Source organism: Solitalea agri (assembly GCF_023914155.1).
Lineage (GTDB): Bacteria > Bacteroidota > Bacteroidia > Sphingobacteriales > Sphingobacteriaceae > Solitalea > Solitalea agri.
On the sequence record NZ_JAMWYS010000028.1, the window covers coordinates 241,545 to 254,188 of the forward strand.

Consider the following 12,644-nt stretch of genomic DNA (forward strand, 5'->3'; position numbering starts at 1 on the left):
TTTTGAGCATGTTAGATTTAAATCATAAAGCAGTACTAATAACCGGAGGAACTGGTTCGTTTGGGAAAAAGTTTGTCGAAACCATTTTAACTAGATTTCCGGATGTCAAACGAGTGGTTGTTTACTCAAGAGATGAACTGAAACAGTTTGAAATGTCGCAAACTTTTCCACATTCAAAATACAAAGCCATCCGTTATTTTATTGGTGATGTACGTGATGGTGAGCGTTTAAAAAGAGCATGCGAAGGAATAGATATCATCATTCATGCTGCAGCTTTAAAGCAGGTGCCTGCGGCCGAATACAATCCGATGGAATGTATCAAAACCAATGTAATGGGTGCCGAAAATGTGATTGAAGCAGCATTAGCTTGCGGTGTAAAGAATGTGGTAGCTCTTTCAACAGACAAAGCTGCTGCTCCAATTAACTTATACGGTGCAACCAAACTGTGTTCTGATAAGTTGTTCATAGCAGCAAATAATATTAAGGGCTCTCGCGACATTAAATTTTCTGTTGTGCGTTACGGAAACGTAATGGGCTCTAGAGGTTCAGTTATTCCTTTTTTCTTGGAGAAGCGGAAATCGGGTGTATTGCCAATTACAGATGATAAAATGACCCGTTTCAATATTTCATTAGAAGAGGGTGTTAGTATGGTGCTTCACGCTATTGAACATGCATGGGGAGGAGAGGTTTTTGTTCCTAAAATTCCATCATACCGAATCACTGATGTGGCAACGGCAATTGGTCCTGAATGTAAACAAGAGCTTGTAGGTATTCGTCCCGGAGAAAAGATTCATGAAGAAATGATCACTTCTTCAGATTCGTTTACAACGGTTGATTTGGGTCGTTACTATGCTATTCTTCCTCAGGTGCCAAATTGGAACCGTGATGAATTTGACAATCATTTTAATGCTAAAGCAGTTCCAATGGGCTTTCAATATAACTCCGGAACCAATGATGAATGGATAACTGTAGAGCAGATCAGGGAGCTCATCGTTCAGTACGTAGATAAAGATTTTAAAGCGTAATAGCTTTCAATGATAGTTTGATAACCATGCCGGAATATTTAACCATTTTCCGGCATCTCTTATTTTAAGAAATGAATCCAATTCCATACGGCAAACAACACATTACAGAAGAAGATATAAACGCTGTAATCGAGGTGTTAAAATCTGATTATCTTACACAAGGCCCTACTATTCTGGCTTTTGAACATGCTTTTGCGCAATACATCGGAGCGAAATACGCTGTAGCTGTTTCAAACGGAACGGCTGCCTTGCATTTGGCTGCTTTGGCATTGGACGTAAAAGATGGCGATAAGGTAATTACTACGCCAATTACGTTTGCTGCTTCGGCCAATTGTATCAGATACTGTGGTGGTGAGGTGGTTTTCGCCGATATTGATGAAGAGACCTATTTGCTCGATATCGAAAAAGTAAAAAAGTTATTGGAGGCCAGTCCGAAAGGAACTTACAAGGGCATTGTTCCGGTTGATTTTGCGGGTAAAGCAGTTGATCAGGAAGCCTTCAGAGAACTTGCGGATGAATATGGTTTGTGGATCATTGAAGATGCCTGTCACGCTCCAGGTGGGTTCTTTATTGATCGCAATGGAGATAAACAATTGTGCGGAAATGGAAAGCTTGCTGACCTGTCGATCTTCTCTTTTCACCCGGTAAAGCATATTGCAACAGGCGAAGGAGGAATGATTACTACCGATAATGAAGAACTCTATAAAAAGTTGATAAAACTACGAACTCACGGAATTACCCGCGAGACTTCGTTGTTTGAGAATACACCGGAGTTTGCTTGCGGAACCGAAAGTGAGGTTTACCCAGGCTGGTATATGGAAATGCAGGCTTTGGGGTATAATTATCGTATCACCGATTTCCAGGCGGCATTAGGATTAAGTCAACTTAAAAAGGCGGATAAGGGTTTACAGCGACGTGTTGAAATTGCAAGGAAATACGATAATGCCTTTAAAGATGTTGCTGGCATCACATCGCAGTTAAACGAGTTGACCAACGAACATTCAGGCCATGCCTATCATTTATATGTGATCCAGGTTGAAAACCGTCTTGGGTTGTACAACTACCTAAAAGACCAGCAGATTTTTGCCCAGGTGCACTACATTCCAACGCATTTGATGCCGTACTACAGAGAGCAAGGTTGGAAAGAAGGTGATTTTCCTATTGCAGAGGCTTATTATAAACGTTGTTTAAGTCTTCCAATGTACCCATCAATGACAGATGAACAGCAGAATTATGTGATTGAGAAGATTATTAATTTTGTCAATTCTTAAGCTTGACTTCCATGAAGATCGGAATTATTTCTCAGGCCCGAATGACCAGCACCCGTTTGCCGGGCAAGATTTTGCTTAAAGCCGGCGGGCAGGTTATGCTGAAGCATCATGTTAACCGATTAGCATGGAGTGGCTTGCCAATTTATATTGCCACTACGACAAATGAAACGGATGATCCTGTGGTGGCTTTTGCCGAACTTAATGGAATTTCTTTTTTCAGAGGGGACGAGGAGAATGTACTAAGTCGATATTATGGCTGTGCAAAAGAAAACGGGTTAGATGTTATTGTTAGAGTAACTTCTGATTGTCCCCTGATTGATGGCGATCTTATCAAAAGTGCGGTCAATTATTATAAACAGCATTATACACCAAATTTATACGTTTCCAATGCATTGGAGCGTACGTATCCACGTGGTCTTGATTTCGAAATATTTTCCTTTGCACTTTTAGAAGAAGCCTTCCAGAACGCCACATTGCTATCAGACATCGAACACGTAACGCCATACATTCATCAAAATCGGTCAGGCAAAGTTGAGTTCCATCATATAAAAAATGAAACGGATAAAAGTGCTTATCGTATAACGCTTGATACCGAGGATGACTTTAAACTGATAAAAACGTTATTTGAAGAATATAGTGCGGCAGCCTTAAGTTATAAGCAGCTAATTTCATTACTCGATTATATGCCCGATTTGGTGGCAATTAATGCACATATAGAACAAAAAAAACTGTAAACCATACTAATGAAACCCTTAACCATCGATACACAGCAGTTTAATAAAGAAGGATATACAATTGTAAAAAATGTTTTTTCAGCGGATGAAATTCAACAGCTGAGAGACAATGTTTATAAGTCGTTTGAAATTGATAAAGCCAAAGGTTTAACGTATAAATTGCCTCAGGTTAAAGACGCAACATACATTAATGGAGATGTATTAAGTAAAGAGTTGCTTTTCTCTTTGGTTTATGATGAGCGTATTCTGCATATTGTGAAAACAGTGATGGGAGTAAATGATATCTTCTACTTTGGTGACAGTTCTTATCAAATTGGAAGAGGCTTGCGTGGCTTCCATCGCGATAATGTTGATCGTAAATTCAATGAGGGTCCCGATTGGAATAACGAAAATTACGGTATCATTCGCTTAGGAATTTATCTTCAAGATCATAAATACCATAGTGGCGGCCTGAAAATCAGACCGGGTTCGCATCTGAATGAATCAGGGCCAGCTATGTTTGTTGATACCGAACCAGGTGATCTGGTAATTTGGAACATGAGACTATTGCACAGCGGAAATGCGGTTCGTTTACGCTTTTTAAAAAATGCTTCTGTAAATAAGGCCACCCGCGAATCACTGATTCCGTCTTTTTTAAGAAGACCAGAGCAGAAGGAAAGAGTATCATTCTTTATGGCGTATGCAACTCCTTCGGCCGACTTCGAACGATATAAGAATGAATACATGCTTAAGCGTAAAGATGTTAAAGAACATTTGAAGGTTTCGGTTTACCCTGAGAAAATACTTCAATTGGCGAAAGAGAATAATTTAGAAGTGGTTGATTTAAAACCGTTGATTGGGTAATCGAATGGATCAAGGTCGCCGAACAGTATACTTACGTGCTGATGGGAATAGCCAGATCGGACTAGGGCATGTTGTTCGAACTTTGGCCTTGGCCGAAATGCTTAAAGCTCATTTCAACTGCATCTTTCTGATAAGGGAGCCTAAACAGCATTTGATCGAACAATTATTGATGACTTGTTCAGAGGTCATAAAACTTTCGTCAGATGGTTCATTCGTTGATGAGGCTGCAGAAATTGCTTCCAGGTGTTTATCTCCTGAGGATATCATTGTAATCGATGGGTATTCTTTTGAAACCGAGTACCAACGATTGCTAAAGAAATCAGGGTGTAAATTGGTTGCAATTGACGATCTGCACAAGTGGCACATGGTAGCCGATGTAATCATTAATCAGGCTGGAAACATTGAATCTAATCTTTATTCTTGCGAACCATATACTCGGTTTTATTTAGGGCCTCATTATGCGTTGTTGAGACCTGCATTCTTGCAAAAAAAGCCTTATCAGTTTAATGATCAATTAATGATCAATCTTGGAGGGGCTGATCCTGAGAATATTTCGTTGAAGGTTTTAAGTTGTTTGCATCTTGTTGGAACTCAGTTTAAAGTTAAATTAGTTGTAGGTGCAGCAAATAAACATCTGGAATCAATAGAAAACTTTATAAAAATTAATAACGATTTAAAGGTCGAGATCCGCTTAAACTTATCTGCAGATCAAATGGCTGAGGCTATAGCAGAAAGTGGATTGGTTATCTGTTCTTGCAGTAGCATTTCTTATGAAGCGGCTGCAATTGGAAGACCCATAATAGGAATTCAAACAGCCGATAACCAGAAAGACTTCAGATCTTTTTTGGAAGATGAAACACTTGCGCTCTTAACGATCGATAAAGATTTTAAGTCTTCAGAATTGATTAGCGGTATTTATAACTATTTAAGAGATAAGAGTCAGCGAGAAGAGGTTATAAAGGCGCAAGAGCAATATTTTGACGGACAATCGGGAAGCCGACTTTTAAATGTATTTTTGGCGCTATGATCAGTTTTAGACAAGCCGAACCTGCTGATGTAGACTTGATTTTTGATTGGGCTAATGACGAATTGACCCGTAAAAACTCTTTCAACTCAGATCCGGTTAAATATGAAACTCATGTAACATGGTTCAATAATCAATTGCAAAACGCTGGTTCAATTATACTGATCTTTTTCTCAGATCAGGTTGCTTGTGGACAGGTTCGTTTTAATATGGGGAATGAAACCATAATTGGAATCACTATCGCAAGAGAGTTTAGAGGAAGATCACTCGGGAAGATTATGTTAAAAGAGGCCTGTGATTTTTTCTTTACAAAATTCCCAAAGAATGAAATAACAGCTTATATAAAAGAAGAAAATAAAGCGTCGATAAGCGCTTTTGAAAAGGCAGGGTTCTTATTTTACGAGAAAAGAACCGTGAGTAATTGCGAAAGTGTGGTTTATAAAAAGCGGAAAGAGGAAATAAAATGAGACCTTTTAAAATTGGAAGTTTTGAGATAAGCCCGGAGCATAAGCCGTTTATCATTGCCGAGATGTCGGGCAATCATAATCAATCGCTAGAGCGGGCATTGGAGATTGTTGATGCCGCCGCCGATGCGGGTGCGCACTGCATTAAGCTTCAAACATACAGAGCTGATACAATAACATTTAATAGTAGTTCGGCAGAGTTTACCATAAATGATGATAAATCAATATGGAAAGGTCAAAACCTTTACAAGCTCTATGAACAGGCCTATACTCCATGGGAATGGCATCAACCTATATTTGAGCATGCAAAGAGAAGAGGAATACTGGCTTTTAGTTCTCCTTTTGATGTTACCGCAGTTGATTTTCTTGAGACCTTAGATGTTCCTGCTTATAAAGTAGCATCGTTTGAGAACACTGATCATATTCTGTTAAAAAAGGTCGCAAAAACAGGTAAACCTGTGATTATGTCGACCGGAGTAGCTTCAGTTGCTGATATTGAAGAATCGGTAAGGGTGTTGAGAGATGCAGGTTGTGAGCAATTGGTGCTGTTAAAATGTACGAGCACCTACCCTGCTTCACCAGAGAATACGAATATTCTAACCATTCCGCATATGGCCCAATTATTTAATGTGCAGGTAGGGCTTTCTGATCATACTATGGGTATTGGAGCTTCAGTAGCTGCTGTGGCCATGGGAGCAAGAGTTATTGAGAAACATTTCACACTACGTAGAGCCGATGGAGGTGTTGACTCTACTTTCTCTTTGGAGCCTGAAGAAATGAAAGCACTGGTTATCGAATCGGAGCGTGCATTTTTAGCAATGGGTAAAGTAAATTATACCCTTTCAGATAAGGAAAAGAATAGTTTACAGTTTAAGCGATCATTATTTGTGGTAAAGGACCTGAAAGAAGGAGAAGAGTTCTCAGAAGAGAATGTAAAATCGATCAGACCTGCAAATGGACTGCACACTCGATATTATGAGCAAGTTTTAGGTAAAAGGGCTAAAACTGCTATAATAGCAGGAACTCCTTTGGCCTGGGATCTTATAAATTTGTAATTTTTAAAACATAACCGTTACTTTTACTGATTGATTGAATTTGATAATCAATCAGAATTTATATCTAAATATCTATATGATCATTCACCGCCTAGCGAAACCTACCGACGTTGATTTATACTTTAAATGGGCAAATGAAGACCAGGCTCGTAAAAACTCTTATAGTCAGAAAAAGATCGATTATCAAACACACGTAAATTGGTTCAATGCCAGTTTAAAGGATGAAAACTCGATCATGCTTTTGTTCGAGTATGAAACTGGAATGCCAATCGGGCAAATTCGCTTTGAACGACATAATAGTGATACTATCATTCGTATTTCTATCGATAAGGATTTTAGAGGTCGGTTATTGGCGAAACAAATGATCATGGATGCATGCCGCCACTTCTTCACTCTTTTCCCTGGAGATTTGGTGCGAGCTTATATCCGCAAGGAAAATATGGCATCAGTTAGGGCCTTCGAACATTCGGGGTTTGAATTTGAGAAGGAAACCGTGATAAACGAAATTCCTAGTTTTGTTTACACCATTCGGAAATCATAATCACCATTATTCCTTTAATTATTCCTGATGGGATTAATTCAAAAACAAACCATAAAAGGAACAATCTACTCATATCTGGGGGTGGCCGTAGGATTTGTAACAACAGTTGTCCTTCGGCCTCGTTGTTTAAGTACTGATGAAAACGGTGTTTTAGGGCTTTTATTAGCTTACTCCAGTGTAATTGCCCAATTATCTAGCTTAGGGTTTCAAACGGCTTCCATGCGTTTCTTTCCCTATTTTCGTAATGCCGAAAAGAACAATCATGGCTTCCTGTTTCTCTCTAGTCTTGTTTCGGCAGTAGGATTTCTTCTTTGCTGGCTCTTTATAGCTTTTGGAGGAGAAGCCCTTTGGGGTAGCAATGCTGGATTTCAACTGGTGTTTAAGCAGTATGGCCCTGTGCTTTGGGGACTATCATTCTTTCTTCAATTCTTTGGAGTACTTGATAACTATAACCGGGCGCTATATGATACCGTTACAGGAACAGCTTTACGTGAGTTTTATCAGAAATTGTTTGTGGCGTTGTCTATGACACTGATTTTGGTGTTTACCCTCAACTTTCAACAGTTTATTTATGTTTGGCTTTTTGCTAATATTTTACCCACACTAATTATTGCGATTAAGTTAGGGCGTGAAAACCGACTAGACTTTACTTCGGAGCTTTCTTTCCCCAATAAGGCACTCATTAAAGGAATGGTAAGTATCAGTTCTTTTGCCATTATTAGTGGTTTTACCACCGCGGTTATTCAATATATTGACAAGATAATGATCAATAACCTGTTGGGATTAAGCGAAACAGGTATTTACGACATTACCATTTACTTTGCCGCGGTAATTGCAATGCCTTCGCGGGCGATGTACCGTATTGCAGGAACAATCATTGCCGATCGCTGGAAGGAGCGTGATATGAATGGTATCCTTTCGATTTATCGAAAAAGCTGCATCAACCAATTGCTTATTGGTCTACTGTTGTTTATTGGCATTTGGGCTAATATTGATAATGTGTTTCATATTCTGCCTGCTGAATATATTGAGGGTAAATATGTGGTGTTGTTTGTTGGTCTTGGTAGTTTATTTGATATGGCCACAGGTGTAAATGGGGTTATCCTTGGAACTTCAAAATACTTTAGATTCGATACGTATTTCTTTGTTGCTCTTATCGGAATCATCATTGGTGCTAATTATTTATTTATCCCCAAATACGGTTTAACAGGCGCAGCCATGGCTGCCGCATCAGGGACTTTCTTATTTAATTTTTTCCGCTACCTCTTTGTATGGTTTAAGTTTGGTTTACAGCCATTTAATTATAGAAACGCTGCAGTTTTACTGGTTGGTTTGATTGTTTTGGCGTTGAATTATTTACTGCCGGCTTTGCCTAATTTTATCATTGATATTATCATCCGTTCCGGATTAATAACAGTAATTTATTTATTCGTTATTTACTGGTTCCACCTTTCACCGGAGATGAATGAGTTAGTAAATGGGAAACTAAAACAAATTGGATTGAAAAAATAAGATAAGGGAAACCTCCCCTTGTCCACTTCGCATTTTTGGCTACAATAAACATCGATTTGGCTACATCTTTCTTTCAGTTGTTTTGAACCTTTGTATTGTCAAAACAAGTGTAAAATGAAGATCATAGTCACCGGTTCTTTAGGGAACATTAGCAAACCTTTAACACAGCTGTTAGTTCAAGACGGTCATTCAGTAATTGTTATTAGTAGCAATGATTACAAAAGAACTGAAATAGAATTGCTGGGCGCCAAAGCGGCAATTGGCAGTATTGACGATCTGGCATTCTTAAAAACAGTCTTCAAAGGGGCTGATGCTATTTATTGTATGATACCTCCTGATTTCGCAGCACCTGATCAAGTGGACTATTATAGTTGTATTGGCACTAATTATACTAAAGCAATCGAACATGCGGGTGTAAAACAAGTGGTTGAACTGAGTAGCTATGGTGCCCATCGGCCAAGTGGTACTGGTTTTATAGTAGGGTCAAATAGAGTTGAGCAACTGTTCAATGCTTTGAAAGACGTAAATGTGATGCATATGCGCCCTGGATATTTCTATTATAATCTCTTAACTTTTATTCCAATGATAAAGGCCACCGGTAGGATGGCTGCTAACTTTGACGGGAAGGATAAGCTTCCTTTAGTATCACCCCTGGACATTGCTGCGGCTGTAGCTGAAGAACTTACCAAACAAACTTTTAAATCAGGCGTTCGTTATGTGGTTAGTGACAATCGAACTTGTAACGAGATTGCCGGTGTACTTGGAAAAGCAATTAACCTTCCCGAACTTCAATGGAAAACAATTTCAGATGCGGAAATGCAACATAATCTTGAGCGAAATGGGATGTCGCCAGCTACTGCAGCAGCATTGGTAGAACTTGGTGCAGCAACACACAATGGCATTTTAAGGGAGCATATGAATCTGCAAGAGATAACCCATGGGAAAGTAACCCTCGAAAGTTTTGCAAAGGATTTTGCCGTTGCTTACAAACAAAATCAAATGAAATATTAAACGATTTAATTAGATAGAACATGAGTAACAATAATAAAATAGCCTTGGTTACCGGTGGTAGTCGGGGATTAGGTAAAAATATGGTAGTAGCACTAGCTCAAAAAGGTATTGATATAGTGTTTACTTACCATACAAATAAAGCAGCAGCAGATGAAGTAATTGCCGAAGTAAAAGCATTGGGACAAAAGGCATTTGCTTTTCAGTTAGATACAAGTAATGTTCAATTATTCGATTCTTTTCTGACAAAAGTAAGTGAGCACTTACAAGCTGAAACAGGTAGCCCTAAGTTTGATTTTCTGATTAACAATGCCGGTACAGCCTTATATTCCCCAATTACCGATACCACAGCAGAGCAAATGGATGCTATCTTCAATATTCATTACAAGGGAATTTTCTTTCTTACTCAGAAAGCGCTGTCGCATATGAATGATGGAGGAGGAATTGTTAACATTTCCAGCGGTCTTGCTCGTATCACCATGCCGGGGTCTTCGGTGTATGCTTCAATGAAAGGTGCAGTTGAGGTGCTTACTCGCTATATGGCTAAAGAATTAGGTAGCCGGAAAATTCGCGTGAATGTAGTGGCGCCGGGAGCTATTGAAACTGATTTTGGAGGAGGTCGTGTAAGAGATAATGAAGAAATCAATAAACAAATTGCAAGTATTACCGCACTTGGACGAGTGGGCCTGCCTGATGATATTGGTGGAGTAGTTGCGTTTTTATGCACTGATGATGCGCGTTGGATCAATGCGCAACGCCTTGAAGTATCAGGCGGCCAAGCAATTTAATCAGTTTAATGCCGTACAAAATGACACCCTTGCGAATCAAAAGTATTACCGAGTTTCATCGCTTGTTCAACCTGCCGCAGCCGGAGCATCCTTTAATTAGTGTGGTGGATTACACGCAAGTGGCCGCTGCAAAAGATACGAGTAAAGTTCAGGCTACCGTTGCCGACTATTATTCTATTTCAATTAAACGTGGTTTAAGTGGAAAGATGCGTTATGGGCAACAGGAATATGATTTCGATGAGGGTGTTATGTATTTTTTGGCTCCTGGTCAGGTGTTGCATTTGAGTCCGCCAAATGATCCTTCACTACAGCCTTCAGGTTGGATACTCTTGATCCACCCTGACTTTTTGTGGAATACTCCACTTTCAAAGAATATACGGCAATATGAATTTTTTGATTATGCAGTAAACGAAGCGCTTTTTTTATCTGAGAAAGAAGAAGCTATGATTAACATGATTGTCAAAAATATTCAGCAAGAGTACCATTCTAACATTGATAAATTCAGTCAGAACATCATCATAGCCCAATTGGAGTTACTACTTAATTACGCAGAGCGTTTTTACCAACGTCAGTTTATTACACGTAAAATAACCAATCATAAATTGTTAAATGAGTTGGAAAATATCCTTAATGGCTATTTCAACAATCCTCAACTTTCAATATCGGGTTTGCCTTCGGGGCAGTATGTAGCTGATAAGCTAAATGTTTCATCCGGTTATCTGAGCGGTTTACTTAAATCATTAACGGGTCAAAGTACGCAGCAGCACATTCACGAAAAGCTAATGGAAAAGGCTAAGGAGAAATTGTCAACTACTGACTTGTCTGTAAGCGAAATTGCATATGAGCTGGGCTTTGAACATTCACAGTCATTTAGTAAGTTCTTTAAAACAAAGACAAACCTTTCTCCTTTAAAATTCCGACAATCATTTAACTAAAAACGCCCCGATTTATTCGGGGCGTTCTTTATGCTAGTTTAGCAATGATACTTTCAATTGCGAGTTTTTCCTGTTCACCACTAATCATGTTTTTAATGGTTAGTTGACCTGACTGAATTTCCTCATCTCCGATCAGAATTACATAAGGAATTCGTTTAGCATCGGCATACTTCATTTGTTTTTGAAGTTTTGAAGAACTTGGATACAGTTCGGTATTTACTCCTTCTGCTCTTAGTTTAGCTAAAATTGGCAAAGCATATTTCTCTGCATTTGCGTCGAAATTGGTAATGAGTACTTTGGTGGAGATAACTGCACTTTCGGGGAACAGGTTAAGGTCGAGCATTACATCATAGATACGGTCGGCACCAAATGAAATACCAGCACCTGTAACACCTTTTAATCCAAACATACCGGTTAAGTCATCATAACGACCACCTCCGCCAATCGAGCCCATTTGGACCTCATTTGATTTTACTTCAAAAATGGCGCCTGTATAATAATTTAAACCACGGGCAAGGGTAATATCGAGCTCTACTTTAGCTTTTTTTAACTCAAATGCCGAAAGATAGCTAAAGATAGTCTCCAGTTCTTCGATGCCTTTTTTACCAATTTCTGTTGACCTTAGGCTTGATCTTAGCACTTGTAGTTTCTCTTCATTTGAACCGCTTAGCTCAATGAACGGACGAAGTATTTCAACATCCTGTTCGTTGAAGCCACGTTCAATCAATTCCTTAACAACGCCATCATAGCCTATTTTGTCCAGCTTATCAATGGCAACCGTCATATCTACAATCAATTCGGGTTTGCCAATAATTTCGGCTATTCCGCTTAATATCTTGCGGTTGTTGATCTTTATTGTGAAGTCATTTAAGCCCAGGTTTGATAAAGCCTCATCGTAAATGCAAACAAACTCCGCTTCATTCAATAACGATTCAGAACCTACCACATCAGCATCACACTGGTAAAACTCACGGTAACGTCCTTTTTGTGGTCGGTCGGCACGCCATACCGGCTGCACCTGGTAGCGTTTAAATGGCATAGCGATCTCATTCTGATGCATAACCACATAGCGGGCAAACGGAACAGTTAAATCGTAACGAAGCGCTTTTTCTGAAATTTCAAACGTAAGAGCCTTTGAGTTCCGGTCTTCCAGTTTTTTGGCATCGGCCTTTGATAAGAAATCCCCCGAATTTAACACCTTAAATATCAGTTGATCGCCTTCTTCACCATATTTGCCGGTTAAGGTACTCAGGTTCTCCATAACAGGTGTTTCAATAGGCTGATAGCCAAATTTCTGAAATACACGTTTAATGGTATCGAAAATATAAGTGCGGCGGGTTACTTCAACTGGAGAAAAATCGCGGGTTCCCTTTGGAATACTAGGCTTCATTCGTTGTTTGTGTTTCTTTTAAATGATCGTTTACCCAGAATATAAAACCTGGGT

The 12,644-nt window shown here is 39.2% G+C and carries 13 protein-coding genes; 12 read left to right on the forward strand and 1 reads right to left on the reverse strand.

The window, feature by feature from the left end:
* The first annotated feature begins 8 nt into the window (after positions 1-8).
* The 12 genes from pseB (at position 9) to NF867_RS08750 (ending at position 11,200) form a co-directional block, all read left to right on the forward strand.
* On the forward strand, positions 9-1,025 hold the full coding sequence (pseB, locus tag NF867_RS08695; protein ID WP_252587428.1) for a UDP-N-acetylglucosamine 4,6-dehydratase (inverting): 1,017 nt from the start codon (positions 9-11) through the stop codon (positions 1,023-1,025).
* Between the two features lie 71 nt (positions 1,026-1,096).
* A complete protein-coding gene (gene pseC / locus NF867_RS08700; protein ID WP_252587429.1) occupies positions 1,097-2,296 on the forward strand; it encodes a UDP-4-amino-4,6-dideoxy-N-acetyl-beta-L-altrosamine transaminase in 1,200 nt (399 codons plus the stop codon).
* Between the two features lie 11 nt (positions 2,297-2,307).
* Positions 2,308-3,030, forward strand: a complete 723-nt coding sequence (locus NF867_RS08705) for a glycosyltransferase family protein (protein WP_252587430.1) — start codon at positions 2,308-2,310, stop codon at positions 3,028-3,030.
* A gap of 9 nt (positions 3,031-3,039) precedes the next feature.
* Complete coding sequence (locus NF867_RS08710) at positions 3,040-3,873, forward strand: phytanoyl-CoA dioxygenase family protein (RefSeq protein ID WP_252587431.1); 834 nt, start codon at positions 3,040-3,042, stop codon at positions 3,871-3,873.
* Between the two features lie 4 nt (positions 3,874-3,877).
* Positions 3,878-4,900, forward strand: a complete 1,023-nt coding sequence (gene pseG, locus NF867_RS08715) for a UDP-2,4-diacetamido-2,4,6-trideoxy-beta-L-altropyranose hydrolase (RefSeq protein WP_252587432.1) — start codon at positions 3,878-3,880, stop codon at positions 4,898-4,900.
* Positions 4,897-5,364 (forward strand): GNAT family N-acetyltransferase, encoded by a 468-nt coding sequence (locus NF867_RS08720; protein ID WP_252587433.1) that lies wholly within the window; start codon positions 4,897-4,899, stop codon positions 5,362-5,364. The genes pseG and NF867_RS08720 overlap by 4 nt, the downstream gene beginning before the upstream one ends.
* Positions 5,361-6,416 carry a pseudaminic acid synthase gene (gene pseI, locus NF867_RS08725; RefSeq protein WP_252587434.1) on the forward strand — a complete coding sequence of 352 codons (1,056 nt, stop codon included), beginning with the start codon at positions 5,361-5,363 and terminating at the stop codon, positions 6,414-6,416. The genes NF867_RS08720 and pseI overlap by 4 nt, the downstream gene beginning before the upstream one ends.
* Positions 6,417-6,492: 76 nt before the next feature.
* Entirely contained in the window at positions 6,493-6,957 is a 465-nt protein-coding gene (locus NF867_RS08730) for a GNAT family N-acetyltransferase (protein WP_252587435.1), read from the forward strand.
* Between the two features lie 27 nt (positions 6,958-6,984).
* The gene (locus tag NF867_RS08735; protein ID WP_252587436.1) at positions 6,985-8,469 is read left to right on the forward strand and encodes a lipopolysaccharide biosynthesis protein; all 1,485 of its coding nucleotides are present in this window, start codon (positions 6,985-6,987) and stop codon (positions 8,467-8,469) included.
* 114 nt (positions 8,470-8,583) lie between these two features.
* Positions 8,584-9,480 carry an NmrA family NAD(P)-binding protein gene (locus NF867_RS08740; RefSeq protein WP_252587437.1) on the forward strand — a complete coding sequence of 299 codons (897 nt, stop codon included), beginning with the start codon at positions 8,584-8,586 and terminating at the stop codon, positions 9,478-9,480.
* Positions 9,481-9,500: 20 nt separating this feature from the next.
* The gene (locus NF867_RS08745) at positions 9,501-10,265 is read left to right on the forward strand and encodes an SDR family oxidoreductase (RefSeq protein ID WP_252587438.1); all 765 of its coding nucleotides are present in this window, start codon (positions 9,501-9,503) and stop codon (positions 10,263-10,265) included.
* 20 nt (positions 10,266-10,285) lie between these two features.
* Positions 10,286-11,200 carry a helix-turn-helix domain-containing protein gene (locus NF867_RS08750; protein ID WP_252587439.1) on the forward strand — a complete coding sequence of 305 codons (915 nt, stop codon included), beginning with the start codon at positions 10,286-10,288 and terminating at the stop codon, positions 11,198-11,200.
* Between the two features lie 28 nt (positions 11,201-11,228).
* Here the strand turns inward: NF867_RS08750 and hisS are convergent, their stop codons facing one another.
* Positions 11,229-12,590 carry a histidine--tRNA ligase gene (gene hisS, locus NF867_RS08755; RefSeq protein ID WP_252587440.1) on the reverse strand — a complete coding sequence of 454 codons (1,362 nt, stop codon included), beginning with the start codon at positions 12,588-12,590 and terminating at the stop codon, positions 11,229-11,231.
* Positions 12,591-12,644: the final 54 nt, after the last annotated feature.

Bases quoted from the DNA above. Each gene is read 5' to 3' on its own strand.
- pseC (WP_252587429.1), top strand. From the start codon at position 1,097: ATGAATCCAATTCCATACGGCAAACAACACATTACAGAAGAAGATATA.
- NF867_RS08730 (WP_252587435.1), top strand. From the start codon at position 6,493: ATGATCATTCACCGCCTAGCGAAACCTACCGACGTTGATTTATACTTT.
- hisS (WP_252587440.1), bottom strand. From the start codon at position 12,590: ATGAAGCCTAGTATTCCAAAGGGAACCCGCGATTTTTCTCCAGTTGAA.
- pseI (WP_252587434.1), top strand. From the start codon at position 5,361: ATGAGACCTTTTAAAATTGGAAGTTTTGAGATAAGCCCGGAGCATAAG.
- NF867_RS08735 (WP_252587436.1), top strand. From the start codon at position 6,985: ATGGGATTAATTCAAAAACAAACCATAAAAGGAACAATCTACTCATAT.
- NF867_RS08745 (WP_252587438.1), top strand. From the start codon at position 9,501: ATGAGTAACAATAATAAAATAGCCTTGGTTACCGGTGGTAGTCGGGGA.
- pseG (WP_252587432.1), top strand. From the start codon at position 3,878: ATGGATCAAGGTCGCCGAACAGTATACTTACGTGCTGATGGGAATAGC.
- NF867_RS08705 (WP_252587430.1), top strand. From the start codon at position 2,308: ATGAAGATCGGAATTATTTCTCAGGCCCGAATGACCAGCACCCGTTTG.
- NF867_RS08710 (WP_252587431.1), top strand. From the start codon at position 3,040: ATGAAACCCTTAACCATCGATACACAGCAGTTTAATAAAGAAGGATAT.
- NF867_RS08750 (WP_252587439.1), top strand. From the start codon at position 10,286: ATGACACCCTTGCGAATCAAAAGTATTACCGAGTTTCATCGCTTGTTC.
- pseB (WP_252587428.1), top strand. From the start codon at position 9: ATGTTAGATTTAAATCATAAAGCAGTACTAATAACCGGAGGAACTGGT.
- NF867_RS08720 (WP_252587433.1), top strand. From the start codon at position 4,897: ATGATCAGTTTTAGACAAGCCGAACCTGCTGATGTAGACTTGATTTTT.
- NF867_RS08740 (WP_252587437.1), top strand. From the start codon at position 8,584: ATGAAGATCATAGTCACCGGTTCTTTAGGGAACATTAGCAAACCTTTA.